We start from the raw sequence: 26,530 nt of genomic DNA on the forward strand, positions 1-26,530 counted from the left end.
TCGTTACTCAATCACCATCGTTGGCGTTGAACCCTAACTGGATGCCAAGGGCCTTGGCCAGCTCACCTTCATGCAGACGATGTACGGTATTGAGGCTGTCATAAAAGGCGTTCAGTTTGGCGACGCCCGCCTCGTTACTGAGCCAGGACTTCAGCGGCTGTTGTTGCAGCTCTGCCAGCTGTTTGCTGCTCTCGGCATAAGCGGTATCGATTTTATCAGCCAAGGGTGTTTGCTCCTTGGGCAACAAGACACGTAGCCCTTTACCGTCTACGCCATTCCACAGCGCCTGAGCGCCAGCAAGGCTCGCGGCAATACTGAGAAGCGACGATTCGCTACGCCAGGCTTCAGCCTGGTACGGCTGTGGAATACCTTTGCTTTGTCTACCCAGCGGAACGCCCAGCTTTTTCTTCAGGCTGTCTAGCGCTGTGACCTGTACCCGCAAAAGGTCGGCAATAGCTTCCTGAGCATCGGCATAGCGTTGATTCGGGAATTTGGAAAGCTGCGCCAGCATGCCATCGGTTTCCTTCCACCGGGTAAGGATACGCTGTGCCAGCTCCTGCTGGTGCTCGGCAATGGCTGTCAGAAGCGGACAGTAGCGTGCCCTCTGTTCTGTATTAGCCAGTTCGATATTGCTGTCGAACAGAATGTATTCGTACGCCGTCAGACCCTGGACGACAACGCTGGCTTTGTCCAGGGAGGCCTTATCAACCTGAGGATTACTCTTGAGCAGCTGTTCCACCTGGCGGGCGACCAGGTTTTTCTTGTCGGGATAAAACTGCACTTGCCAAGCCGTATTATTTTCGGCCAGCGGGCCGATCAACAGCGGTTGCAGTTCGGCCCAAGCCTTTTGTGCGTTGAAAAAGGCTTCACGAGCCTTGCCAAGCTCTTCCTTGCCGGAGCAGAAGGCTACGGCGCTGGTCGCTAATGCCCGATCGGTTTCCACCCAGCGAGCGTACGCCGGTAGCAGGACCTGCTCGGCCAGGGCGGCGCTGGTCTGGGCCTGTTGATTCTGTGGCGAGCAGGCACCGAGTGCCAGGGCAAGCCCGGTTAGCAAAAGCCGAGGGCGGAACATGCAACGCTCCTTATAGCGAATTCAGGAATTCAAGCAGGGCTGTACGCTCTTCGGCGTTGAGCCCCAATACGTTTTGCTTGGCCGCCTCGGCTTCTCCGCCATGCCAGAGAATGGCTTCAAGCAGGTTACGAGCACGACCATCATGTAAAAATTGTGTATGACCACTGACCTTTTGTGTCAGGCCTATTCCCCACAAGGGTGGAGTACGCCACTCACGGCCATTGGCCAGAAATTCGGAGCGATTGTCGGCGAGTCCTTCGCCCATGTCATGCAATAAAAGATCGCTGTAGGGGCGAATGGTCTGATTGGCCAGTTCAGGGACCGCAGCGTTGGCAGCCGTCTGAAAGGTGGGTATGTGACAGGCAGGACATCCCGATGCGTAAAACAGAGTCTTGCCTTGCAGCACGGAAGGCTTGTCGACTCCACGTCTGACGGGAACTGCAAGGTTGCGCGTATAAAAGAGCACCATGCGGCGAATATTGTCGCTGACTTCCGGATCACCGCCATTAGGTGCCTGCTTGCAGGCTGTCTGAGCCTCTGTGCAATCGTCATTGGGGATCAGGCTGGTCGTCAGACCCATGTCGCCGGAAAACGCCGTAGCGTTCTGTTGGTCCAGTGTGGGCTGGCCTGCCTTCCAGCCGAAGCGGCCCAGCATGGTCTTCTGTTCAGCAAAGCTCCAGACCCAGTTGGCACGCCCGGAGATACCATCCCTGTTGTCATCATTGGGGTCAGCATTCTTGAGGATGTCACTTTCCGATATGGCTTCCAGAAGACCCAAACCAATCATGGGTGGCGCTACACGTGCGGAGAACTGGGCTTGTGGATGAAACGGACCGTACCCGAGACTTTCTATGCGCAGCGTAGGCTTTCGCAGGGTGATGACGGCGCCATCCTTGAATGTGACCGGTACGTCCGCGTAATCGAACCTGACCTTGCCCTCTGGCGGAACGCCAGGAATGGCATTGTCCTGTAGCTGTCCGCCATAGGTGGGTTCGGGTACAACGCCCAGTCTTTTCAGGGTCTCCTGATCCTGCGGTCCGCCGGGTATGGATAGTCTGACTAGCATGGTGAAGGCATTGGTTGCATGTGGCCCCGGCGGATGACCGCGACCGTCGCTCAGGTGGCAGCTCTGACAGGCGTTGATATTGAACAACGGACCCAGACCATCTCGCGCTGTTGTGGAGGAGGGCGCGATGACCCACGGGTTGCGGAAAAAACTGTTACCTACGCTGAAATCCAGACGCTGGACGGGCGTCAGGTTGTTGGAGGGAAACGAAAAGGCATTGGCGCTCTGGTCATTGACGCTGGTTGTACCCGCTGACAAGGCCTCGCCCGGTTCTGCGTGGGTAAAGTGCGGTGAGTCATCACAGGCACTGAGGAACGAGACGAGAAGCGCCAGGGGGGCCAAACGAAGGGGAGCTAGTGTCATCAGAGCCAAACGGTACCGTTAAATAATCGACCTGAACGTATCGAAGCCACGGCAGGTAGGGCCTGCCGTGGCTTCGTAAAAACGCCGTGCCTTTGGGGCGGATCAGAATTCGTGATCGGCGTTATCGGGCTTCAGGTCTTGGATGCCCAGCTTGGCCGCGGCCTGTTCGATGGCTCCGGTCTGCTTGACTAGGGCCTGAATGGCGTCACGGATCTTTTGCTGGTCGGCGGTGTTATCCGGAGCGATCATCTGGTCGTAACGAACCCCGTCCTTCTCGGCACGATCAACAATGGCCTGCGTCTTGGCCTGGGTATTGTCGAGATCAGCCTTGAGCGTGGCATCGGCTTGCGGGTCAGCCTTGGCAACCAGTTCGGAAAGGCTTGGGCCTTTCACCTCTGTACCGTCGATGCGCTTGTACTGGCCCAGATAAACATTGCGAATGCCCAGTGCATCGTAATAAAGGGTGTGATGGGTATCGTCGCTGAAGCAGTCATGCTCGTCTTCAGTCGAGTTGGCTTCCAGAGATACCTTCATACGCTCGCCAGCCAGTTCTCCCAGCGACAGACTACCCATGCCGAACAGCATCTTGCGGATTCCAGAATCTGCACTTTCCTGTTCTAGCGTCGCGCGGTAGTTATCAGGTACGCCCGGTTTCCACTGACCAGCCATGTACTCAAGGTCATTAACCAGAAGATCAGTTACCGCTTTCAGGTACGCGCGACGGCGATCGCAGTGACCACCCGTGCAGCCATCCCCTGCAAGATAATCCGTTGCGGGGCGGTTGCCTGCGCCGGGGCCTGTCCCGTTAAGATCCTGACCCCACAGCAGAAATTCGATTGCATGGTAACCCGTCGCCACGTTGGCTTCCGAGCCGGCCAGCTCATTCATACTGGCCAGCTTTTCACCAGTAATGTCCTTGACGTCAACCTTGTCTTCACCAATCTGAATCTCTTCGTTGGCAATGATGTTGGCAGTAGCAGCCGGGTTACCGGTCGCATGTTGATAATCGGATGCAACATAGTCGATCAGGCCTTCATCCAGAGGCCATGCGTTGAGCTGACCTTCCCAGTCATCCACAACAGGGTTGCCAAAGCGGAAGGCTTCGGACTGGGAATAGGGCGTGCGCGCTGCCATCCAGGCCTCTCGAGCCGCCTTTAGTGTGGCGTCGGAAGGGGAGGCCAGGAAGGCATCGACGGCTTTCTGCAGATTCTGACCCGCTGTAAAGGCGTCGCTGAACACAGCCTCGGCAATGTCAGCGTAATTCTTGATCACGGCCTTGGCCGCGGCTTCATCCGGTTTCGCCGCCTGTGACGTTGTCGCTGAGGTGGCTGCAGGGGCTGCTGCTTGATTGGCGGATGCCTGTTCTTTCTTGTCGTCACCACAGCCTGCCAGGGAAATGGCGATAGCGAGGAGGCTTACGCTCGCCCAATGCATACGGGTCATTCCGGAATCCTTTTCTAAAATAGGGTGCTCATTACATGAGTCAGGAGAAAAGCCGGATAATAATGCGAAAGATTTTCATTTTTGAAAACCCTTTTCGCCAGGGGTCAGTGCTTTACTGGCATAACCCGTGAAATGGGCAGGCCTTGAGTACGCGCCTCGATAAACGCGGGGATCTGATCGGCGGGAATTGGCCTGCTGTAGAAGTAACCCTGACCCTCGTCACAGCCTTGCTCCACAATGTAGGCCTCCTGCAGGTCGGTTTCCACACCTTCGGCGATAAGCTCTTTGTTGAGGCTTTTGCCCAGTTGGATGATGGCGCGTACCAGGGGAGCGTCGTCTTTTTCGTCGCTCAGATCCTGCACGAAACTCTTGTCGATCTTGATTTTGTCCAGAGGCAGTCGCTTCAGATAAGCCAGAGAGCTATAACCGGTGCCGAAATCATCTAGTGCTATCAGCGCGCCGACTTCCCTGAGGCGACGCAGCGTTTGCACGGCAGTGTCCACATCTTCCATCAGTGCCGTTTCAGTAACCTCAAGCTCCAGCCGCTTGGGCGGAATCCCGTGGCGTAACAGGAGCGATTGTATAAACGCAGGCAGATTTTCCTGTTGTAACTGTACAGCTGACAGATTGATGGCCATGCGCAGGGAGGTATAACCGCTTGCGTACCAGGTATGCAGTTGACTGCAGGCCTGCTCAAGCACCCATTCTCCGAGAGCTACGATGCTGCCAGTGCGCTCGGCCAGGGGAATGAATACATCGGGTGGAATGAATCCGTGGACAGGATGATTCCAGCGCAATAGGGCTTCCACTCCACTGATCCGTTGGCTCGCATAGTCAATCTGAGGTTGGTAGACCAGATAAAGCTCCTGGCGTCTCAGGGCTTCACGAAGGTCCTTTGCCAAACTGCGTCTGAAGCGGATGTCCTGATCCACACTGGCCACGTAGAACTTGTAGCCGCTATGACCCTGGGTTTTTATCAGGGCCATCGTCTGCTCGGCACGCTGCATCAACTGGTCGGCGGTCTGGCCATCCTCCGGGTATAGCGTGATGCCGATCGAAGCGCTCAGGTGGGCTTGATACTGTTCGACACTGAATGGCGAATCGAGCGCATCCATAACAGCATGGGCCAACTCAGCGGCTTCGTCGGGTTGCTTGATCAGCTTGATGAGCGCAAAGCGATCCCCCCCAAGCCGTCCAAAACCGTCTACTCCCGGGCAGCCCGCCCGCAGTCGGGTTACCAGTTTGAGCAGAAGCCTGTCACCCACCTGATAGCCGTATTGCTCGTTAATGCTTTTGAAATCATCAAGGCCCAGGCACAGCACGGCTACGCTCAGGTTTTGTCGATCCGCCTCGGAAAGGATCCATTCAAGCTGACCATGAAGGGCTTGTCGATTGGAAAGGCCCGTCAGCAGGTCATGCTGACTGATCCGTTGAAGGTTGCTGATGGCCTCTTCACGAAGCGCAGTGTTTCGCTCGATCGAGGCAAGTAGCTGGTTGGCAGTCGTTATCCAGCGGCCTAGCTCGTTCTGCTCATGTCCTTTGAGGAGAGGAAGAGGCTTATGGCCTGGCAGGCCGGGTTCGATCGATGCCAGGTGGTTGAGCAGTCGGGAAAGGGGGCGCGTCAGAACCCAGTGATAGACCAGATAAAGCGCCAGCACCAGAATCAGGACACGGACCAGTAGTGAGACGAGGATAACGGCCGCGTTCCTCAAAAACTTCTGACCGTAAGGGGCTGTGTCTACAGTGATACGCAAGTCGCCATAGTACTCCTCAACCGGTGGCTCCCCTGTAAGGCGGATACTGAGGTGCTGCTCTCTGCCAAAGAGCCTATCGGTAAGCAGGCGTGTCGAGCCGCTGAGCAGTGGGCGAGCGTGCTCTGACAAGGGCAGTTCACCGGGAGCGCCAATGTAAGCCTCACGAATAGAGGGATGCTTGAACAAGCCACGGGTAACGTGCTCGGCCATGGTGTCATCCAGGCGATACATGGCCTGGGTGGCAGGATCCCTGACCATGGACAGCGTCTGGCGTGCGTCCGTCTGGATTTGATGACTTACCTGTCTGGCCTCATAGGCGATCTGTACGATGCTCAACAGCAGTCCGACGAGCAAGGCCGTTGGTAGTGCTATAAGCAGCAGTTTCAACGACAGGCTATGCCGAATGCTCAGTTTCACTCCGTGCTCCTTTCCATGGATGGCTTTGCCATCCTATGTCTACTACAGGATGAAATGTGTAATAACCGAGTCTAGCTGTCTCTTTGCAAAATTAGGCATGACTTAAAAACAAAACCCGGCGAAAAGCCGGGTTTTGTCGAGAGATACCAGGATCAGGCGGCGAAGTTTTTCGCTACGAAGTCCCAGTTCACCGTGTTCCAGAAGGACTCGAGGTACTTTGGACGCAGGTTGCGATAATCGATGTAGTAGGCATGTTCCCATACGTCGATGGTCAGCAAGGGCTTATCACCCGAAGTGATGGGGTTGCCAGCACCGATGGTGCTGGCCAGCGCCAGGGAACCATCCGCCTTCTTGACCAGCCAGGCCCAGCCGGAACCAAATGTGCCGATGGCCGTCTTGGTCAGCTCTTCCTTGAATTTGTCAAAGGAACCAAATGCCGTTGCGATGGCATCTGCCAGGGCGCCCGTAGGCTGGCCGCCACCGTTAGGCGTCATGCAGTTCCAGTAGAACGTGTGGTTCCATACCTGGGCAGCGTTGTTGAAGATCGCGCCAGAGGACGTCTTGATGATGTCTTCCAGGCTTTTGCCTTCGTACTCAGTGCCGGGCACCAGGTTGTTCAGTGCGGTGACATAGGTCTGGTGGTGCTTGCCGTGATGGAACTCCAGCGTCTCGGCGGAAATATGCGGCTCGAGGGCGTTCTTCTCATAGGGCAGCGGCGGCAATTCGAAAGCCATGGTTATCTCTCCATAATGTTTCGTCAGGGCATTGCACGGCAATGGTCGACCGATCAGGCGCCGGCCTAACCTGCGGTAAGGCATTAGGCTCAATACCGCGGCGGGGGATCATAGCACTCGCTTCGTTAGCTCGCCATGTAACAAACCCGACAGAAGGTCTTATGGCTTGTAAAGGATGAGCTGTATGGCCGTGATCAGCATGACGGTTCCAATCGCCATATCGATCATGCGCCATACGCGCGGTCGGGTCAGGTAGGGTGCCAGCTGCGCCGAGCCGATTGCTAATGTGAAGAACCAGAGAGCAGACGCGCAGCCCGCACCGATCGTAAAGGCGAGTGGTGCCGGCTGCTGGTTACCTAACGCTCCGAGAACCAGAACGGTATCCAGATAGACATGGGGATTGAGTAGCGTAACGGCCAGCGCAATGCCCAGCGTCTTGCTCAGTGAACGGGGTGCCGCCGCTGCGCTATGCAATGACTGTGACGTGAGTGCTCGTCTGTAGGCACAGATGCTGTAATAGAGCAAAAAGATAATACCAGTCCATTTGAAGACGTCCATTAGCCAGGCATTCCCGGCCAATAAAGTAGCCAGGCCAAACACGCCAATGGTTACCAGACTGATATCGAAGAACAGACAAAGCGCGGCCACAGGCAGGTGATGTTCCCTACGCAATCCTTGTGCAAGGATAAATGTGTTCTGCGCACCGATGGCTATGATCAGACCGCCCATGGTCATGAGTCCTGTCAGATAGCTCTGCCACATCTTATTGGCCCGCCAGCGTGAGTAGGGCAGCCATGGCGCGAGCTTGGTCCGCCTCTGCGACGAAGAGGTGATCATGGTAAAAACCGGCGACTACATTGCAGCTGATGCCCTGTTGTGCCAAAGCGCTCGAAAACGCGGCGGTCAGACCAACAGCCTCCAGTGCGGAGTGAACGTTCAGGGTGATCCAGGCAGCTACGTAGGTATAGGAGAGCGCCAGGCGGTCAGCATCTTGCCTGGTCAGGACAACGGTCAGGCCTTCCTGCTCCCTGAAGGTTGCCAGGGGGATTACGTCCTGAGGCAACGTCTGTTCATGCAACGAACAAAACACGTATTGGCCTGGATTGAGCACAGGCTGCATTTGGCTCAGCAGAAGCGAAAGATCATGAATGGCGTGAGACATCGGTGTTCTCCAGAAAGGGATGGCCAGTCTGGAGAGAAAGCCTGTATAAGAAAAACAAATAGTGCTGATCAGTCATTAGGAAAACTGATGTTTGATTATAAACTTTTGGCTGCCCTCGCCGCTGTCGTAGAGCAGGGCGGTTTTGAGCGCGCGGCACATGTATTGGGATTGTCCCAATCCGCCGTCTCACAGCGAATCAAGCTGCTGGAAGCCCGCATTGGGCAGCCTGTCATTGTGCGTACATCGCCACCCACCTCTACTGATGTAGGGCAAAGGCTTCTAAACCATGTTCAGCAGGTGCGATTGCTTGAACGCGACCTCCATAGTCAGGTGCCGGGGCTTGATGAAGCCAGGACGGTGGAGCGTTTGCGGGTCGCCATCAATGCCGACAGTTTGGCTACCTGGTGGGCGGCCAGTGTCGGCCCCTTCTGTACCAGGCAAGGAATCTTGCTGGATCTGGTTGTCGAGGATCAGGAGGTGGGACTCAAGCGTATGCAGGCCGGGGAGGTAGCCGCCTGCGTCTGTGCCAGTGCGCGTCCGGTCGCCGGTGCCCGGGCGGTACTGCTGGGCGCCATGCGTTACCGGGCAGTCGCCAGTCCCGCCTTTCATGCACATTACCTGTCCGAGGGCGTAACGGCTGAGCGCCTCGCTCAGGTGCCTGCAGTCGTCTATGGGCCGGATGATCAGCTTCAGCATCATTTCCTGGCACGGCTGGGCTTTACTGGTCATTTCGATCATCATCTATGTCCTTCTTCGGAGGGCTTCGTGAAAATGGTCGCCAACGGGCTTGGCTGGGGGTTGCTCCCTGAGCTGCAAACCCAGGCGGAGCGCGAGCGAGGCGAATTAATTGATCTGGTGCCGGGGCAGGTGATCGATGTGCCGCTGTACTGGCATTCCTGGCGTAACGGTGGTGATTTGCTGACGGCCTTGACTCGACATCTGGAGAGCCAGGCAGCCTGTTGGCTGGTAGCGACTTGACGGGGAGATCTGATGCGAATTCTGGTGACGGGCGCGAGTGACTACATTGGTGCACGCCTCGCCCTGGATCTATTGGCGGACAAGCATTTGGTGCGTATTCACGGTCAGCCGGGAGCTATGCTCGATGCCTTGGTAAAGCAGGGCGCTGAATATATCCCGGGGACCCTGACCGACACGGAGCAGGCGCGGCGCCTGTGTGATGATATCGATGCCGTTGCACATTGTACCGATGGCGTAGGCGATCTTTCGGCGCAGGCCATGGACGCCAGTTTTTCCTTTATCGAGGCCTGCCTGCATATGCGGGTCTCGCGCCTGGTCTATCTATCTTCCAGCCATGTTTACGAAGCGGGAGGGGAGGCGCTCAAGGAGGATGCCGTACCTGCCAAGCCGCGGACAGTCGAGGCGCAGCGGCGCTTGCAGATCGAGCGCCTGGTTTTTACAGCAGCAGAGTTCGGGTTGGACGTCATTGTGTTGCGCCCTGCGCAGATTATTGGGCTGCCTGATAATGCCTGGGCGCCAAAGCTTGTTCAGCTCAACCGTCAAAAACGTCTGCGTCAATTGGGTAACGGTCTCAATCGCTGGGACTTCACCAGCATGAACAGCCTTTGCACAGCCTTGGGTGTTGCACTTATGACCAAGCACCCAGACGCGCTGAACAAGGCTTTCAACTTGAGCGAGGGGCAATCTCAGCCGGTATGGGACGTGGTGAATTATCTGATGCGCCGTCTGAAACTACCGGCTCTGGGGCAGGCCACGGCCCGCATTCAGCCAAAGGTTCTGCTGCAAGATATGCTTGCTGCAATCAAATCCGCCAGAAAAGAACGTGAACTCGATCCTCTACACCTGATGGATCGCAATTTTACACTGGATATCAATCGGGCCCGCGATATCCTGGGTTTTCAACCCCAGACTACGGTCTGGAAAGCTTTGGATGAATATATTGAAAACCGCTCCGCAAGGCGATAACGCCAGACTGCCAGCGCTGTGATGGCATTTGTATACTAGCTTTTTGAGAGCAAGCCCCGTGCCTGTCGGCTCATGCTTTTTTCACCAATGAAGGTCCGCCATGCGAAACGATTCATTTGATGAACTCGACAATGTACCCAGCCTGACGCCTGACAAGGACCTTAGCGAAGACTTTGGGCGTGTCAGCCACGGTCGGCATCATCGCCATGCGCCTGTGGAACAGGGGCGGGAAGTCGAGGCCCATGTCGCGGCTAATCCCCAAGAGTCATTACGGGCTTCGCGTGGAGCCAAACCGGCCCGCGTTCCGAACACAGGTGCTCTATGGGCATTGATTGCGGCCATGATCATTGCGTTGGCGGGGCTGGGTTGGTGGAGCCATCAGCAAATTCAGCTCATGCAGGAGCAGGTCGTCGCGACCCAGGAGAACTTTGCACGAATCAGTGAAGAAGCTGCGGGTCGGCTTCAGGATATCTCGGGCAAGCTGGTTGCCAGCGAGTCAAGCGGGACGTCCAGTCGAGAGTCCTTATTGTTGCGGCTGAAAAATATCGAGACCAAGGTAGCAGACGTAGCCCGCCAGCAACAGGCAGCGGTGGATGCGCAAAGTGCCCTGGACAAGCGAATCGACCAGCTGGCTGCTGACTTCAAGACGCAGCAGGGCAACGCTTCAGATCTGAATGGCCGCGTAGCGGCGTTGGCTGATGAGCAGGCTGGCCTGAAAGCGGCGCAAGGGGATTTGAAACGCTTCAGTGATCAGATCGATTCGCTCACGGCGCAAAACAAGAGTTTGCAGGCAGATATCGCCGCGCTCAAGAAACGGGGCGACCCTTCTGGTGCTATCGAAAACCTGCAGCAGGATCTTCTTGTACTGCGCAGTGAGCTGGACTCACGTAGCAACAACAGTGGACCGGACTCCGCTTCGTTCGATGCGTTCAGGGCCCAGACCGTGCGCAATATCAGTACGATTCAGACTCAGCTGCAGAACCTTCAGCAGCAGATTAACACCCGCCGCTGACATTCTTTAGACATAAAAAGCCCCGCCAGAGCGGGGCTTTTTTATTACAGCCGGGGGTAGTCGATATAACCTACAGGGCCAGGCACGTAAAAGGTTTCCGGGTGAGGCTCGTTCAACATGGCCTGACGGGCAAAGCGCTCCGGCAGGTCAGGGTTGGCGATAAACGGAACACCAAACGCCACAGCGTCGGCGGTTCCACTTTCCAGCCAGGCATTGGCGCTGTCATGGGTGAAGCGTTCATTGGCGATAAAAACGCCGCCAAAAGCGTCCTTAAGTTGTGGACTAAGGCTGTCATCAGCTTCAGCCTCACGGGCGCAGATAAATGCAATGCCGCGCTTGCCCAGCTCACGGGCCAGATAGCCGAAGGTCTCGGCCGGATTTTCGTCGCCCATGTCATGCAGGTCACACCGAGGCGAAAGGTGAACGCCTACACGATCGGCGCCCCAGACATCGATACAGGCATCGGTCACTTCAAGCATCAGGCGAGCCCGGTTTTCAATGGAGCCACCATATTGATCGGTACGCTGGTTGGTGCTGGTTTGCAGGAACTGGTCCAGCAGATAACCATTGGCCCCGTGAACTTCTACGCCATCAAAACCCGCTTTTCTGGCGTTCTCGGCACCCTTGCGGTAAGCCTCGACGATACTGGCAATCTCTTCGGTTTCCAAGGCACGCGGGATGACGTATTCCTGCTTGGGACGGACCAGGCTCACATGACCTTTGGCGGCGATGGCGCTTGGAGCCACCGGCTTTTCGCCCTGGAGGTAAAGCGGTGCGGAAATACGACCTACGTGCCAGAGTTGCAGCATGATGCGACCGCCTGACTTGTGCACGGCTGAAGTGATCTTTTTCCAGCCCTCCACTTGTTCGTCGGACCAGATGCCCGGGGTATTTGGATAACCCACGCCCATTGGGTCGACGGAGGTGGCCTCGCTTAAAATCAGACCAGCCGACGCACGCTGCGCGTAGTACTCGGCCATAAGGTCGGTAGGGACGCGATTATCATCTGCGCGACAACGAGTCAGCGGTGCCATGACGAAGCGGTTCGGCAATTCCAGTGCGCCGATTTTGATCGGATCAAACAGGTTGGGCATGGTAACGACTCCGTAGGTGAATCATTGGCTGACAGCCAAGCCGCTTTTCCGGGCATGGCTAAAGGTCAGTAGGGTCAGAATCAAGGCAATCAGGGCCAGTCCCCCGGCAGCCAGCGGAACGCTGGTCAGGCCCAGTCCATGAGCGATAACGCTTCCTCCTACCCAGGCGCCCAGCGCGTTGCCGACGTTGAAAGCGCCAATGTTCAAGGTGGAAACGAGGTTGGGTGCATCCTTGCCAAAGGTGACCACGTTGATTTGAAGTGCGGGAACCGCTGCAAAGGCGCAGGCTGCCCATAGGAACAGGGTGATCTCGGTAGCGACCATGCTATGACTGGTCCAGGCCAAAAGGGATGACACGACGGCCATCCCGATGAAGATACCTATGAGCGTTGTGGACAGACGCCAGTCTGCAAGGCGTCCACCCAAGATGTTGCCGAAGGTAAGGCCTACACCGATCAATAGCAGCGTGCTGGTTACACCGTACTCTGACAGACCTGTTACATCAGTAAGCAGCGGTGTGATGTAGGTGAAGAGGGCAAACATCGAGGCAGAGAACATCACTGTCATCGAGAGGGATAGCCAGAAACCGGCCCCCTTCAGCGCCGCCATTTCACGGCGCAGGTCGGTTTTTTCCTGTGGCGCCTTGCTGGGCAGAACGAACCAGAGACCTGCCAGCGCAAGGACACCAATGAGGGAGACGGCCGCAAAGGTTGAACGCCAACCGGTTGCCTGTCCTAGTGCTGTACCCAGCGGTACGCCAAGAACGTTCGCCAGCGTAAGGCCTGTGAACATGAGAGCGACGGCAGAGGCCCGGCGGTTCGCTGGCACCAGACTGGCCGCTACCACCGAGCCGATACCAAAGAAGGCGCCGTGGCAGAGCGCCGTGATGACGCGAGCCAGCATCAGGACGTTGTAGTCTCCGGCTAAGGCGCAGAGCACATTGCCAATGATAAAGATGCCCATCAGCACGAGCAGGGCCATCTTGCGTGGCCAATTAGCCGTCACCATCGCCATGAAGGGCGCACCGATTGCAACACCCAATGCATACCCGCTGACGAGCCAGCCGGCAGACGGGATGCTGACATGAAGGTCATTGGCTACATTGGGCAAAAGCCCCATGATTACAAACTCGGTGGTGCCGATGGCAAAGGCGCTAAGCGCCAGCACTAATAATGAAGCGGGCATCGCATCTCTCTATGGTAAGGCGGAAAAATCAGAGCTCTCGGCCCAGCTGCTCAACGAAGGCATTGATCACTGCTTCGTTACGCTTGTAGAAGACCCATTGGCCAACACGCCGGGTTGTAACGAGGCCGGCACGCTGAAGCGTGGCCAGATGAGCCGAGACTGTGGATTGGGAAAGTCCCGTTTTCTGATCGATAAGGCCTGCGCACACGCCAATCTCCAACGGGTGGTCCTGTTGGATGAAGTGTTTTTCCGGTTCGCGCAGCCAGGCCAGAATCTCTCGTCGGACGGGGTTGGCTATCGCCTTGATCAGATCATCGATATCCATAATGTTCGCATATCGGTTTATCGGGATAAGACGAACCTTATATCGAAATGAAGCGATATACAATGTTGTTTAGCTACCTAATGTCTGATGCAGATACGCTGATTGTTCAAGAAGGTGTGTCGGCATCTGGTCGTACACTACCGTTTAGCGGTTTCGTCCAGAGAGGGGCACGTTTATCGACTAGTCTTGTGCGGTCGTTCAGCCGTTTCGCTGAAGCGAATTGATTATTCGTCCTGATACCGGTAAACCGCTCTTTCGCCATGGGTTCATTAGGACTTTCATGCGAAAGCATGACTGCTCATGGCTAGTCTTTCTGTGAAAAGATCTGTTTTCACAGGTCCGTTAGAAGTTGGAGAAGTTCATGGCGTCTATGAAGCGTCCTTTGATTCTGGCACTGGCCGGTGCGCTACTTGCAGGGTGTGCATCCAGTAATCCTTACGAAAACCAGGGCGGTAGTGGTGGATCCCGTACCGCGACCTATGGCGGCCTGGGCGCATTGGCAGGTGCTGTCGCCGGCGCAGCCATCGATCATAACCATCGTGGCAAGGGCGCTTTGATTGGCGCGGCGGCGGTAGGCGCGGCGGCAGCGGGCTATGGTTACTATGCTGATCGTCAGGAAGCCGAGCTGCGTCGCCAGATGCAGAACACCGGCGTAGAAGTACAGCGCCAGGGTGATGACATCAAGCTGATCATGCCGGGCAACATCACGTTTGCAACGGATTCGGCCGATATCGCTGGCAATTTCTACAAGCCGTTGAACGATCTGGCGACATCCTTTAAGCAGTTCGATCAGAACAGTGTCGAAATTGTGGGCTATACCGATAGTACAGGTAGCCGTGCTCATAACATGGATCTGTCCAATCGACGTGCCCAGAGTGTAGCGAACTACCTCGTCGCTCAGGGTGTCGATGCTTCACGCGTCAGTACGCGCGGTGCCGGACCGGATCAACCGATCGCGACCAATGCGACCGCTGATGGCCGTGCCCAGAACCGTCGTGTCGAGGTCAATCTAAGGCCGTTGCCTGGTGCAGTGACCCAGTAAATGCACCCTCCGTGATGCTACCGTTTAGCGGAATCTGGTAGCGTCACTGTTTGGTCAAGAAAATGGCGCTGTATTTTTGTTGTTCTGGATAATAACCTTATCGCCAAACCTCGGTTCTATTACTGGCATGCAGTAGAGCCTTGCCGAGTGCTCGAAGGGAGGAGTTGTATTCAGTGCAGTACGAACTGAAAGGAGGCGACACGGAAAGTCCAGTTCCTAGTATCAATCAGGGGCCTGTACTGCTCGTTGTCGATGACCGGGTAGAAAACCTCATGGCCATGCAGGCACTGCTTGAAATAGAGGACTGGCGTGTCTTGACCGCCAACTCGGGTGAGCGTGCCTTGAGATACTTGCTCGATGAGCCTATAGATCTCGTACTGCTGGACGTGCAAATGCCCATCATGGACGGCTTCGAGGTCGCTCGGATGATACGCGGCAATCTGCGCACCCGCTTTACACCAATCATCTTCGTTTCTGCCGAGGCTCACTCTTACGAGGCTGTTCTACGAGGCTATGCTACCGGTGCGGTGGATTACCTGCTCAAGCCGGTCGATCCCAACATTCTACGGCACAAGGTGCGCTCCCTTCTCGAACATGAGCGCAATCGTCGCGAACTCCTGCAGCTGAGTCAGCAGCTGGAGCTTGCCAAGGCATTTAGTGACTCCCTGCTTGATAATGCGGCGGAAGGCATTCTGGTCGTTAATGAGCATGGCCTGATCACATTTGCCAATGCGGCGATTGCCCGCATGCTCAAGCGTCATATCAGCGATCTCGTGAATTCCGAGTTCATGGCTCACTTGAGCAATCCTGATCTAGGGGATAGCTGGGCCGACTCGACGTTCATGGAGCACTATGAAAGACGTGAAACCTATCGCCTGCATGATGCCAGTCTGTGCACATCCCGAGGCGGCATATTGCCGGTGACTCTTTCCTGTGCGCCTCTGCCGCGGATGCAGCGCGCCATGGTGATGATTGCACTCGACATGTCCATGATGCGCGAGCTGCAGGATCAACTGGAATCGCAGGCGGTTACCGATGCCTTGACCGGTTTGCTCAACCGGCGGGGCTTCAACCAGACCCTGGAGGCAGCACTGGCTCGTACGGGGCGTAACGGCAAGCGCATGGCCGTTCTCTACATTGATCTGGATGGCTTCAAGAAGGTGAACGACTCGCTTGGTCATGAGGCTGGCGACCGTGTGTTGTGCATGATTGCCGAACAGCTCAAAACCTGTATGCGTCCTTACGATGTACTGGCGCGTATGGGCGGTGACGAATTCACCGCGTTGCTTGATACCTTGGATCATCCCGAGGATGCCGCCCGGGTCGCCGAAAAGCTGCTTGAGCTGATGACCAAAACGCACACTGTTGACGGTGTAGAGGTCAGCTTGGGCGCAAGCATCGGGATCGCGAGCTATCCCGAGTGTGGTCATAGTGTCGACGGATTGCTGCGCTCGGCCGATATCGCCATGTATGAAGCCAAGCGAGGTGGCCGCCAGCAATACCGCTTCTTCTCACCGGAGATGAATGGCCGTGCACGCTCCCGCCTTATGCTGGAGGAGAGCGTCCGCAATGCCATCGATAACAAGGATTTCGTGCTGGCTTATCAGCCTCAGGTATACCTGAAAAACGGCAAGCTGCGCGGCTTTGAGGCCTTGTTGCGGTGGGAGCACAACGTGGCGGGCAAGGTTTCACCGAACGTCTTTATCCCGCTGCTGGAAGAGACTCGGCTGATCAATCGCATCGGTGATTGGATCTTTCGCGAGGGCGCCATGAAGCTGCAAAGCCTGTCCGAAGTCTACGGCAGCGGGCTTTTGCTGAGCATCAATTTGAGTCCTGTCCAGTTCGGCATGCCGCAGTTGGCTGAAAGCCTTCGGCAGATCATCGACAGTTATGGTTTGCGCCCCGATCAGCTAGAGATCGAGGTGACCGAGACGGCTCTGATGCATGACATTGATTACACCCGCGCTCAACTGGCACAACTGCGGGCGCTTGGTGTTCGAACAGCCGTGGACGATTTTGGTACGGGGTATTCTTCACTGGCCTACCTGCGTCACTTCGAACTCGATACCTTGAAGATCGACCAGTTGTTCATTGCCAATATGCTCGACTCGCCACGCGATGCTGCGATCGTCAGCACTATTCTTGAGCTGGGACGTAACCTGGGGCTTGAGGTCGTGGCAGAGGGTGTCGAAACACTGGAGCAGCGGGAGTGGTTGCTTGAGCACGGTTGCGAGATCATGCAGGGCTTTCTGGTTTCCAAGCCGCTCAATTCCGATGTGACCCAGCATTTTCCTGATCGCGTGGACTGGAGCAGTCGTCGTCCCGACTACTCGCTATAGAAGTGTCCTTGCTCACACTCCTCATGTGGGCAGGGAACTCGCCGTTGTGATGGGTGCCGTATAAGCCATACCGTGATTGGATCAGGTCCGGTCGGCTCTATCGCTGCTCAGTCTTTTGGATAGAAGGCGCTCGCAAGAGGCTCATGTCAATACTGTGCGGCAAGGTCCTGGTGAGCCGGACAAACTCTCAGGAGAGCTCATGCGCGCATTTATCCTAGCCCTCACAGTGGTCATCAGTCCTTTTGTCTTCGCTGATTGGCAGGTTGAGTCAAGCTACTCTCGTGTCAGCTTTGTAACCGTGAAGCGCGGCAACATGGCTGACGTTCAATTTTTTTCCACCGTAACGGGCATGATCGATCAGCATGGTAGTGCTCGATTGGCGCTTCCATACGAGTCACTGGACAACACCCTGGCGCTACAAACCGAGCGGATGAGAGAAACTCTGTTCAAGGCAGATCAGTATCCGGAAGCGGTCATTACCAGTCAGATCGATCTGCCTACCTGGGAGCAAATGCCGGTAGGAAGCATTCGCCAGGAAAAGCTGGACTTCGAGCTTGAAATCAACGGCCAGAAGCAGCGCTTGAAAGCGGATGTTTCGGTTACCCGAATCGGGGAAACATTGGTTCAGGTCAGTACTTTGCAGCCGGTGTTGATCAAGGCGATTGACTTCAGCCTGTTGGAAGGGCTGGACAAGCTCAAGGAAATAGCCAGTGTCCCCTCGATTACACCTGAGGTGCCCGTTTCTGTGCTGTTAACCCTTCGCCACGTGCCTACCCCTACCTGAGTGGCGGGCTTTTCAGGAGCGTCATCATGCCAGGTGCGGTGTATCCATGGCGCGAACAAAATGAATATGAGCTGCTGGTTGATGGCGGGTGTTTTTTTCCAGCCATGCTGGAAGCCATATCCAAAGCCCGGTATAGCATCGACATCGAACTCTATCTGGTAGAAAAGGGCTCGTGTGCAACTGCCCTGATGGAGGCCTTGATTGAGGCGGCGCATCGGGGAATACAGGTGCGTTGTCTTTTCGATGGTTTTGGTACGCTCAAGATGGACGATATGCACCGGGCCCAGTTGAGCGAAGCGGGCGGTCAGGTGCGTATCTATAATCCGGTAGGTCTCTGGCGTGGCTGGCGCAACCTGTACCGTGACCATCGCAAGCTCCTGATTGTGGACGAGTCGCAGGCCTTCGTAGGTGGAAGCGGGGCAACCAATGATTTCTGGGCGCCGGGGGAGGAGCTTTGCCAGTGGCATGAAGTGATGGTGCGTATGCGCGGACCGTTGGTGTCCGACTGGATGAGCCTGTTCCAGCGCCAGTGGCAAGCCTGCCATCAGCGGTATGCTTGGAAGCCCGAGGCCAGCCGTGGTCGTATCCTGGTTCCCAGACCGCCGCAGTCAACTACGGGTCTTGGGCGTGTGGCCTATGCCGATGCTCGCCAGCATCGGGATATTGTACTGTCCCTGGTTCGAGCCCTGATTGTTGCCAAGAAGCGTATCTGGTTTGCTACGCCATATTTTCTACCGTCCTGGCGGGTCAGGCGAGCCTTGCGCAAGGCCGCTCAGCGAGGCGTCGACGTGAGGCTGATTCTGACGGGCCGGCATACGGATAATCCTCCCGTCCGTTTTGCCGGGCAGCGCTATTATCCGGGCTTGCTCCGGGCAGGTGTGAAGATCTATGAATATCAGCCGCGGTTTTCCCACCTCAAGATGGTTCAGGTCGATGACTGGGTCAGCGTAGGCTCATGCAATTTCGATTACTGGAATCTTCGGTTCAACCTTGACGCTAACCTGGAAGCCATTGACCCGACGCTGAGCCAGGCCGTCAGCGAGTGCTTTCTGATGGACTTCCAGCAAAGCCGCGAAATCACGCTACAGGATTGGCGCAACCGTCCTTGGTGGAAACGCTTGCGTGAACGTCTGTGGGGCACGTTGGACCGTCTGGTGCTGACCCTTCTGAGCAAGCGTAAGTCTTGAGTAAAGCAAGCCTTGCATTTTTTTAAGGCGATACACTACGCGCCTTGCAGTAAGGAGTGAGCGTAATGCTCAAAATAGAAAAACAACGATTCATTGGGCTTGAGTGGCTTCGCTTCCTGATGGGTCTTTATGTGGTCATCTATCACACCATTCATTTTTATCCCGAACGCAAAACCGTTCCGTTGCTGGACGAGCTGACCAGTATGGGTTTTTTTGCGACCAGCACCTTCTTTGTACTTTCCGGGTTCCTGCTGGCGCACGTCTATCTCACTGATAACCAGATGCGAGAGCCTGCCAGGAGTTTCTGGGTTAAGCGATTTTCCAATCTGTATCCGATCCATATTTTCGCGCTGCTGTTTTCCATAGTCGTTGTAACCTGGATCGGCTTCATGGCCATACCGCCTGATGGAGCCAAGGCCAGCGTTCGGTTCGTGGTTTACGACACCAACGAGGTGCTGGCCCGAACCAATCCGGAACTGTTCCAGCACTACATGACCAATCTGGAGCTTGCGTTCAATGGGCTGCTGCAGATGACGATGCTGCAGGCCTGGAATCCCTACTACCTCACCTTCAATGCGCCGCTCTGGTCCATCTCGGCGTTATTCTTTTTCTATCTGGTCTTTCCCTATGCGGCGCCGCGCCTGATGCGTGCGCGCAACAAATGGGGTGTGCTTGCCATCATAGGCCTGTGCTACCTGATTCCTCCTGTTCTGGTGATCTGGAGCCAGGATTACGGCATGCCGTATACCGGTTTGCTGCAACGAGTCCCGTTACTGCGCCTGCCGGAGTTTCTGGCTGGCATCGTGGCGTATGGCCTCTTCCGTCAGCAAAGTGAGCGAGGCGCGCAGCCAAGCCGGGTCATCCGCCTGGTGATGACCGGCTATCTGCTATTGAGTTTTGCAGTGGCCACCGCGCTGTTTACCCATGGTCCTAAATTCTGGTACTTCTTGCTTCATAACGGTTTGTTACTGCCGTCTCAATTGATACTGGTCTATCTCAGCGCATTGGCGCAGGAACCCAAGAGCGAATGGCTCAAACATTGGTCGCCTCGGCTGGGTGCCGCGTCACTGTCCATGTTCGCACTGCATGTGCCATTGTCAGGACTGTTCATGACGCTCGAGAAATGGATTATGGGTGACTTCCCGCTGTGCTTTAGCAACTGGAGCGCGTGTATCGAGGCTGCCGGTCACGTAGAGAACGCCATCGAGGTTTACGGACTCTTCCTGCTGTTTGTGATTTTCATCTGTGTGATTTTCCAGGAACAGGCCGTGGCACCTACCCGGCGATGGTTGATCAGGCATTTGTTGCCCAAGGTAGAAAAGACCAGGCAACTGCCTACATAGCGCACAGGAAACTTTCAGGCGCCGGGTCTGCCAGGGAACTGCGGGTGGACCCTCTGCTCGAAGAACAGTCGAACCCACCTTTGGAAGGAGACTGCTATGGCGGCAAAGAAAATTCTCATGCTGGTAGGTGACTTCATCGAAGACTATGAAGTGATGGTGCCTTTCCAGGCGCTACAGATTGCCGGACACCAAGTGGATGCTGTCTGTCCAGGCAAGGCACCCGGCGATACTGTGCAAACCGCCATTCATGACTTCACAGGTGAGCAGACCTACAGTGAAAAGCCGGGCCATCGCTTTACGCTCAATGGGGACTTTGCCAAGGTACGTGTAGACGACTATGACGCTCTGGTCATTCCTGGAGGGCGGGCACCCGAGTATTTGCGCGTCAACGAACAGGTGCTTGAGCTGGTAAGAGGATTTTTCAAGGCTGACAAGCCCGTTGCTGCACTGTGTCATGGTCCCCTGATCCTGGCAGCGGCCGGCGTGCTCAGGGATGGCGTTGAGTGCAATGCCTATCCGGCGTGTGCGCCTGATGTCAAAGGGGGCGGTGGGACCTATATTGAATTACCCATGGACGGTGCTCATGTCAGCGGCAAGCTGGTAACCGGTCCGGTGTGGACCGCTCATGTGGAGTGGTTGCGCAAGTTTCTGGAGGTGCTCGGTACACGTATCGAGCCTTGAGTCAGTGGTGCAGATGCAATAAAGCCCGGCTGTACCGGGCTTTATTGTCCATCCTAAAGGCTTAGGAAACTTCAACCGCCAGGCTTTCAGCGATTTTCTTCTGCCAGATTCGCGGGCCGGTGTTATGCACGGACTCACCATTGCTATCGACCGCAACGGTGACCGGCATGTCCTTGACCTCGAACTCATAGATCGCTTCCATGCCCAGCTCCGGGAAGGCCAGGGTCTTGGAGGCCTTGATCGCCTGGGCCACCAGATACGCTGCACCGCCTACGGCCATGAGGTAAACCGCCTTGTTGTCCTTGATCGCTTCAATGGCGATCGGGCCGCGCTCGGATTTGCCGATCATGCCGAGTAGACCCGTTTGCTCAAGAATCTGACGGGTGAACTTGTCCATGCGGGTAGCCGTGGTGGGGCCTGCCGGACCTACCACTTCGTCGCCAACCGGGTCGACCGGGCCAACGTAGTAAATGAAGCGGCCCTTGAGGTCTACGGGGAGCGTCTCGCCTTTGTTCAACATATCGACCATGCGCTTATGCGCAGCATCGCGGCCGGTCAGCATCTTGCCGTTGAGCAACAGGGTCTCGCCTGGTTTCCAGGTCAATACTTCTTCAGGGGTTACCGTATCCAGGTTGACGCGACGTGCAGAAGGGCCGGCTTCCCAGACAATTTCCGGATAGGCATCCAGCGGCGGAGCTTCCAGGGCAGCGGGGCCAGAGCCATCCAGAATGAAATGGGCATGGCGTGTCGCTGCACAGTTCGGAATCATGCACACCGGCAGCGAGGCCGCATGAGTCGGATAGTCCTTGATCTTGACGTCCAGGACTGTGGTCAAGCCGCCCAGGCCCTGAGCGCCAATACCCAGCTGGTTGACCTTTTCGAACAACTCCAGGCGCAGCTCTTCGATACGGTTCTGCGGGCCGCGGGCTTTCAGCTCATGGATATCGATTTCCTCCATGAGCGATTCCTTGGCCAGAACCGCTGCCTTTTCGGCCGTACCACCGATGCCGATACCCAGCATGCCGGGCGGGCACCAGCCTGCACCCATGGTCGGAACGGTTTTCAACACCCAGTCGACGATAGAGTCGGACGGGTTGAGCATGGCCATCTTGGACTTGTTTTCGGAGCCGCCGCCCTTGGCTGCAACATCAACCTCAACCTTGTCACCAGGAACGATGCTGTAGTGGATGACAGCCGGGGTGTTGTCCTTGGTGTTTTTGCGCGCACCGGCCGGGTCGGCCAGGATGGATGCACGCAGAACGTTTTCCGGCAGGTTATAGGCGCGGCGAACGCCTTCGTTGATCATGTCGTCCAAGCTCATTGTGGCGCCGTCCCAGCGCACGTCCATGCCAACCTTGGCGAATACGGTCACGATACCCGTGTCCTGGCAGATCGGACGGTGGCCGGTCGCACACATGCGCGAGTTGATCAGGATCTGGGCCATGGAGTCGCGTGCGGCAGGGGATTCCTCACGCAGGTAGGCCTTGTGCATGGCCTGGATGAAATCCACGGGATGGTAATAGGAGATGAACTGCAGGGCATCAGCAACGCTCTGGATCAGGTCATCCTGCTTGATCACGGTCATGTACGCGCTCCTTATTAGGCTATCAGTACTGCGCGGTTCTCGTGTCTCGTCCGTGGCGTCGTTTTGGAAGCAGGCGAAAGTCGTCTGATCACGAAAAGCAGCGTCCGGGCGCGCAGGTCCGGCTTCCAACACTGAGAAAAGAAGTCCAGACACCACGTCTAGGGTGTAGCCGACACGACAAAGGCGGGGCAGTATAGCGCTATGAGACGCTTGAGCGAAGCCGACCAGCTGATAAGGAAATACGTCACAGAAACAGAGTAAACTGCTGGCTAATTGCTATGCCATGGATCAGGTGTCGTCACCATGCGGGATCTTACTGTCACGCGCAGCATCAATGCGTCTGCCATCGGTCATCAGGTATTGCCTCTAGCCGTGGTTGTGCTGGCGTTGCTTCCGCTGCTGTTATCTACGGCTGCGGGGTTCTATTCATTTTCGATCAGCTCTTTTTTTGCCGACACGCTGGGCTTTCTGGCGGGAGTCGCCGTGATGACGGGGGTGATTGTCTGGGCCGGTGGCAAGCATCTGAAGGCCTTGCCGCTTGAGCCCTATATCATCGTCTCGATTCTGTTTCTGACGTATTCCCTGACTCATATCGTGCATTTGCGCGGTACCTTTCTGGTGTCTTATGTACTCGTATTGATGCTGGGTATATTTCAGATACGACTGGCGGCGTTCATACGCTGTGCGCTGCTGGCCTACGGTGCCTATGTAGGGCTGTGCCTATGGATAAACCTTGAACCGCAGGACAGTCGGACCGTCAGAATGATGATTGTCCAGAGCATCATATTAGCCATTGTTCTGGTTTCCATGGTGCTGTTTGCTCGCTACCACCACCGTATCCGCTACCAGCTCAACGCTCGGCGGGACGATCTGGAGCGGCATCAGGACAACCTGCGCCATGTGATGCGTCAGTTGGAAGCTCAGGTGATTACGGACGAGCTGACGGGGCTGCGTAATCGCCGTTATTTTCTGCAAATAGCCAGTGAGGCGCTTCATCGGTTGGGGCATGGCCGAATGCACGGGCTGGCATTGATCGACATGGATTTTTTCAAGCAGATCAATGATCAGTTTGGGCACGGAATAGGCGATCTGGTGCTTAAAACGTTTGCCGAGGTAGGCGAGGCCTGCTTGCGAGAGCAGGACGTCCTGGCGCGTTATGGCGGAGAAGAGTTCGTCCTCCTGCTGCCCTTTAGCGATCCGCAGCAGCTGGTAGTCTGCTGTGAGCGTTTACGTGAAGCCTTTTCAAGGACGGTGTTCGAGCACGCTGATCTGGGCACCCTGACCGTTTCGATCGGCATGAGCCTCATCATGACCGGACGTACCCTTGAAGAGTCGTTACTGCTGGCTGATCAGGCGTTGTATCGTGCCAAGCGTAATGGGCGTAATCGCTGTGAGGTTTCATGGGAGAGCTGACGTGCCTAAGCTTGAGGTAGGAGCATCGGTCTGGACAGTCGAGTCGGATCGCACTCTGCTCGACAGCCTGCTCGACGTAGGCCTGGCGGTGCCTTTCAGCTGTCGGGCGGGCAGTTGCCATGCATGTCTGGTTCGGTGCCTTGAGGGGCATGTTGCAGACGCGCAGCCGGAAGCGCTGCCTGCTGAAAAACGGGCCGAAGGATGGCGGCTGGCCTGCCAGTGCCGCATTGTAGGTGATGTTCGAGTATCGATCTTCAACCCTGAGGAAGATGGGATTCCTGCGACGCTGACGGCTGTCGATTGGCTAGGTGCAGATGTGGTTCGCTTACGTATGCAGCCGGAGCGTTCCGTACGTTATCGACCGGGGCAGTCCGTAGTGCTCTGGCTCAACGGTATTGCTCGTTCCTATTCCATAGCCAGTTTGCCTGGCGAGGCACCTTGGCTTGAGTTTCACATTGATTGCAGCCGTCCGGGCCAGTTCAGCACTGCCGCACGCGTAATAAAGCCGGGTGATCGATTGTGCCTGGGTGTATTGAATCTCAGTGCGCTGCACTATCCGGCGGAACAACCCGACTCTCCGTTGCTGCTGCTGGGCTCCGGCTCAGGATTGGCGCCGCTTTGGGGCATTCTTCGTGAAGCGCTGGATCAGGAGCATGCTGGGCCGGTCACGGTAGTACACCGGGCGCGTGAGGCGTCTGGGCATTACTTGAGGCCAGCATTGGATAGGTTGGCCGCCGAGCAGTCCGCGCTGAATGTCGAGTACCTGGATGAAAAGGGGTGGGAGCCGTGGCTCAAGACTTTGCGGCTATCCAGTCGGCGTACGGTCGCGTTGGCTTGTGGCAGTCCCGCATTTGTTGAGGTTGTGTCCCGTCGATTATTCATGGCAGGGCTTCCACGGGGACAACTGCTGACAGAGACCTTTGTGTCCAAGGCTCTCTAGCATTAAAAAAGCCGCCCGAAGGCGGCTTTTTTGTGAGCAATAATCAGACGAGCAGATCACCGACACGGTACATCTTCATGGTGTTGGTGCCGTCACGCTTGGTGTAGCTGTCGCCCTTGGTCAGAATGACCCAGTCGCCACGCTCCACGATGCCGCGCTTGAGCAGTTCGTCTACGGCATTCTGGCTGACTTTGTCGGCCGGCATTGACTTGGGATCGAACGGAATGGTGTAGACGTTGCGGAATAGTACAGTGCGCGCCTGTGTTATGCGGGATGAAGCAAACGAGAAAATCGGAACGGAGGATCGTAGGCGAGACATGATCAACGGGGTATAACCACTGTCGGTCAGGCTGATGATGGCCTTCACGCCCGGGAAGTGGTTAGCCACATAGATGGACGCCAGCGCGATACTTTCGTCCCAACGGGTAAAGGTTTGCCCCAGGCGATGGCTGGACAGCTTGCTGGTAGGCTGCTTTTCTGCACCGATACAGATGCGGGCCATCGCCTTGACGGCCTCAACCGGGTACGCACCGGCAGCCGTCTCGGCGGACAGCATCACGGCGTCGGTGTTGTCGAGTACGGCGTTGGCAACGTCAGACACTTCGGCGCGTGTCGGCATCGGGTTGGTAATCATCGACTCCATCATTTGCGTAGCCGTGATAACCGCTTTGTTGAAGCGACGGGCATGGGAAATGATGCGTTTCTGGATGCCTACAAGTTCGGCATCGCCGATCTCGACGCCCAGGTCACCACGGGCCACCATGACTGCGTCACTGGCCTGAATCAGACCGTCCAGTGCTTCGTCATTGGCTACAGCTTCGGCGCGCTCGATCTTGGCCACCAGCCAGGCCTTGCCACCGGCTTCTTCCAGCAGGCGACGGGCTTCGTGCATATCTGCCGCATCACGAGGGAAGGACACCGCCAGGTAATCCACTTCCATGGAGCTGGCAAGCTTGATGTCTTCGCGATCCTTGTCGGTCAGGGCCGGTGCGGTCAGACCGCCGCCGCGACGGTTGATGCCCTTGTGGTCCGACAGCGGGCCGCCGATTAAAACGACGGTATGCAGTTCATTAGCCGTTACGCCTTCGACGCGCAGTACCACGCGGCCATCATCGAGCAGCAGCTCATCGCCGACATGGCAATCGGTCACAAGGCCCGGATAGTCGATACCAACGACCTCCTGGGTGCCAGCATCACGTGGATGGGCCGTGGACAGACGGAAGGTGTCGCCTTCCTTGAGCTGAATGCGCTTGTCAGTGAATTTGGCGATACGGATCTTGGGACCCTGAAGATCGCCCAGCAAGGCCACATGACGGCCATGCTTGGCAGCCAGTTCGCGTACCAGCTGACCCCGTGCACGGTGTTCATCCGGGGTTCCGTGAGAAAAGTTCAGGCGGGCGACATCAATACCGGCAATGATGAGCTGCTCGAGCACCTCAGGCGAATTGCTGGCTGGGCCAAGGGTGGCAACGATTTTGGTACGGCGATAAATCATTCAGGTTTTCCTTTCAGATGGTTTCAACCGTGATCGGCAATGAAACGGGCCGAATCTGACGTTTGGCTTCAAAGGCTACTGTGCATTGTAGCCTTGCTGAGCGTCCAGGCACATGAAAGGTTTCATCTCCGTGCGGCAATCCTGAAAAAG

The 26,530-nt window shown here is 56.3% G+C and carries 23 protein-coding genes; 11 read left to right on the plus strand and 12 right to left on the minus strand.

The features are described from left to right. Nucleotides 1-7: 7 nt before the first annotated feature. From QWJ10_RS05125 to QWJ10_RS05155, 7 genes are all read right to left on the minus strand, one after another. Nucleotides 8-1,072: an imelysin family protein gene (locus QWJ10_RS05125; RefSeq protein WP_289924627.1), complete on the minus strand. Its 1,065-nt coding sequence runs from the start codon at nucleotides 1,070-1,072 to the stop codon at nucleotides 8-10. Between the two features lie 10 nt (nucleotides 1,073-1,082). Continuing rightward, nucleotides 1,083-2,501: a di-heme oxidoredictase family protein gene (locus tag QWJ10_RS05130; protein ID WP_289924628.1), complete on the minus strand. Its 1,419-nt coding sequence runs from the start codon at nucleotides 2,499-2,501 to the stop codon at nucleotides 1,083-1,085. A gap of 102 nt (nucleotides 2,502-2,603) precedes the next feature. Beyond that, nucleotides 2,604-3,944 carry an imelysin family protein gene (locus QWJ10_RS05135; RefSeq protein WP_289924629.1) on the minus strand — a complete coding sequence of 447 codons (1,341 nt, stop codon included), beginning with the start codon at nucleotides 3,942-3,944 and terminating at the stop codon, nucleotides 2,604-2,606. A gap of 104 nt (nucleotides 3,945-4,048) precedes the next feature. Then, nucleotides 4,049-6,115: a GGDEF domain-containing phosphodiesterase gene (locus QWJ10_RS05140; protein ID WP_125887705.1), complete on the minus strand. Its 2,067-nt coding sequence runs from the start codon at nucleotides 6,113-6,115 to the stop codon at nucleotides 4,049-4,051. Nucleotides 6,116-6,267: 152 nt separating this feature from the next. Continuing rightward, complete coding sequence (locus QWJ10_RS05145; RefSeq protein WP_010795280.1) at nucleotides 6,268-6,849, minus strand: Fe-Mn family superoxide dismutase; 582 nt, start codon at nucleotides 6,847-6,849, stop codon at nucleotides 6,268-6,270. Between the two features lie 159 nt (nucleotides 6,850-7,008). Then, nucleotides 7,009-7,611: a LysE/ArgO family amino acid transporter gene (locus QWJ10_RS05150; RefSeq protein ID WP_125887704.1), complete on the minus strand. Its 603-nt coding sequence runs from the start codon at nucleotides 7,609-7,611 to the stop codon at nucleotides 7,009-7,011. 1 nt (nucleotide 7,612) lies between these two features. Continuing rightward, nucleotides 7,613-8,011: an ACT domain-containing protein gene (locus QWJ10_RS05155; RefSeq protein WP_289924630.1), complete on the minus strand. Its 399-nt coding sequence runs from the start codon at nucleotides 8,009-8,011 to the stop codon at nucleotides 7,613-7,615. Nucleotides 8,012-8,098: 87 nt separating this feature from the next. Between QWJ10_RS05155 and QWJ10_RS05160 the strand changes: the two genes are divergently transcribed. From QWJ10_RS05160 to QWJ10_RS05170, 3 genes are all read left to right on the plus strand, one after another. Further along, on the plus strand, nucleotides 8,099-8,989 hold the full coding sequence (locus QWJ10_RS05160) for a LysR family transcriptional regulator ArgP (RefSeq protein ID WP_122041959.1): 891 nt from the start codon (nucleotides 8,099-8,101) through the stop codon (nucleotides 8,987-8,989). A gap of 12 nt (nucleotides 8,990-9,001) precedes the next feature. Next, entirely contained in the window at nucleotides 9,002-9,955 is a 954-nt protein-coding gene (locus tag QWJ10_RS05165; protein ID WP_289924631.1) for an NAD(P)-dependent oxidoreductase, read from the plus strand. 100 nt (nucleotides 9,956-10,055) lie between these two features. Then, nucleotides 10,056-10,967 (plus strand): ATPase, encoded by a 912-nt coding sequence (locus QWJ10_RS05170; protein ID WP_289924632.1) that lies wholly within the window; start codon nucleotides 10,056-10,058, stop codon nucleotides 10,965-10,967. A 44-nt stretch (nucleotides 10,968-11,011) separates the two neighbouring features. Here the strand turns inward: QWJ10_RS05170 and QWJ10_RS05175 are convergent, their stop codons facing one another. The 3 genes from QWJ10_RS05175 to QWJ10_RS05185 are packed head-to-tail and all read right to left on the minus strand — an operon-like array spanning nucleotide 11,012 to nucleotide 13,571. Next, nucleotides 11,012-12,061 carry an alkene reductase gene (locus QWJ10_RS05175; protein ID WP_019366738.1) on the minus strand — a complete coding sequence of 350 codons (1,050 nt, stop codon included), beginning with the start codon at nucleotides 12,059-12,061 and terminating at the stop codon, nucleotides 11,012-11,014. Nucleotides 12,062-12,082: 21 nt separating this feature from the next. Continuing rightward, nucleotides 12,083-13,246 carry an MFS transporter gene (locus QWJ10_RS05180; RefSeq protein WP_197870991.1) on the minus strand — a complete coding sequence of 388 codons (1,164 nt, stop codon included), beginning with the start codon at nucleotides 13,244-13,246 and terminating at the stop codon, nucleotides 12,083-12,085. A gap of 28 nt (nucleotides 13,247-13,274) precedes the next feature. After that, nucleotides 13,275-13,571 (minus strand): metalloregulator ArsR/SmtB family transcription factor, encoded by a 297-nt coding sequence (locus tag QWJ10_RS05185; protein WP_019366736.1) that lies wholly within the window; start codon nucleotides 13,569-13,571, stop codon nucleotides 13,275-13,277. 361 nt (nucleotides 13,572-13,932) lie between these two features. Here QWJ10_RS05185 and QWJ10_RS05190 point away from each other — a divergent pair, with 361 nt between their 5' ends. The 6 genes from QWJ10_RS05190 (at nucleotide 13,933) to QWJ10_RS05215 (ending at nucleotide 20,947) form a co-directional block, all read left to right on the plus strand. Further along, on the plus strand, nucleotides 13,933-14,613 hold the full coding sequence (locus QWJ10_RS05190) for an OmpA family protein (RefSeq protein WP_010795270.1): 681 nt from the start codon (nucleotides 13,933-13,935) through the stop codon (nucleotides 14,611-14,613). Between the two features lie 185 nt (nucleotides 14,614-14,798). Beyond that, nucleotides 14,799-16,952, plus strand: a complete 2,154-nt coding sequence (locus QWJ10_RS05195; protein WP_289925056.1) for an EAL domain-containing protein — start codon at nucleotides 14,799-14,801, stop codon at nucleotides 16,950-16,952. Nucleotides 16,953-17,151: 199 nt separating this feature from the next. Continuing rightward, nucleotides 17,152-17,736 (plus strand): YceI family protein, encoded by a 585-nt coding sequence (locus QWJ10_RS05200; RefSeq protein ID WP_019366734.1) that lies wholly within the window; start codon nucleotides 17,152-17,154, stop codon nucleotides 17,734-17,736. A gap of 26 nt (nucleotides 17,737-17,762) precedes the next feature. Continuing rightward, nucleotides 17,763-18,923 carry a phosphatidylserine/phosphatidylglycerophosphate/cardiolipin synthase family protein gene (locus QWJ10_RS05205; protein ID WP_289924633.1) on the plus strand — a complete coding sequence of 387 codons (1,161 nt, stop codon included), beginning with the start codon at nucleotides 17,763-17,765 and terminating at the stop codon, nucleotides 18,921-18,923. 65 nt (nucleotides 18,924-18,988) lie between these two features. Further along, nucleotides 18,989-20,266, plus strand: coding sequence for an acyltransferase (locus tag QWJ10_RS05210; RefSeq protein ID WP_122041967.1), 1,278 nt, complete (start codon nucleotides 18,989-18,991; stop codon nucleotides 20,264-20,266). Between the two features lie 96 nt (nucleotides 20,267-20,362). Continuing rightward, a complete protein-coding gene (locus QWJ10_RS05215; protein WP_289924634.1) occupies nucleotides 20,363-20,947 on the plus strand; it encodes a DJ-1/PfpI family protein in 585 nt (194 codons plus the stop codon). 61 nt (nucleotides 20,948-21,008) lie between these two features. Here QWJ10_RS05215 and QWJ10_RS05220 read toward each other — a convergent pair whose 3' ends face one another. Beyond that, the gene (locus tag QWJ10_RS05220) at nucleotides 21,009-22,532 is read right to left on the minus strand and encodes a fumarate hydratase (RefSeq protein WP_289924635.1); all 1,524 of its coding nucleotides are present in this window, start codon (nucleotides 22,530-22,532) and stop codon (nucleotides 21,009-21,011) included. A gap of 303 nt (nucleotides 22,533-22,835) precedes the next feature. On the opposite strand from QWJ10_RS05220, the gene QWJ10_RS05225 reads away from it, so the two are divergent. Both QWJ10_RS05225 and QWJ10_RS05230 read left to right on the plus strand, forming a co-directional pair. Continuing rightward, on the plus strand, nucleotides 22,836-23,945 hold the full coding sequence (locus tag QWJ10_RS05225; protein ID WP_289924636.1) for a GGDEF domain-containing protein: 1,110 nt from the start codon (nucleotides 22,836-22,838) through the stop codon (nucleotides 23,943-23,945). A gap of 1 nt (nucleotide 23,946) precedes the next feature. Continuing rightward, the gene (locus QWJ10_RS05230) at nucleotides 23,947-24,885 is read left to right on the plus strand and encodes an iron-sulfur-binding ferredoxin reductase (RefSeq protein ID WP_289924637.1); all 939 of its coding nucleotides are present in this window, start codon (nucleotides 23,947-23,949) and stop codon (nucleotides 24,883-24,885) included. Between the two features lie 43 nt (nucleotides 24,886-24,928). On the opposite strand, the gene pyk is transcribed toward QWJ10_RS05230, so the two are convergent. Next, nucleotides 24,929-26,380, minus strand: coding sequence for a pyruvate kinase (gene pyk / locus QWJ10_RS05235; RefSeq protein WP_010795261.1), 1,452 nt, complete (start codon nucleotides 26,378-26,380; stop codon nucleotides 24,929-24,931). Nucleotides 26,381-26,530: the final 150 nt, after the last annotated feature.

It is taken from the genome of Pseudomonas sp. WAC2 (genome assembly GCF_030403525.1).
GTDB lineage: Bacteria > Pseudomonadota > Gammaproteobacteria > Pseudomonadales > Pseudomonadaceae > Chryseomonas > Chryseomonas luteola.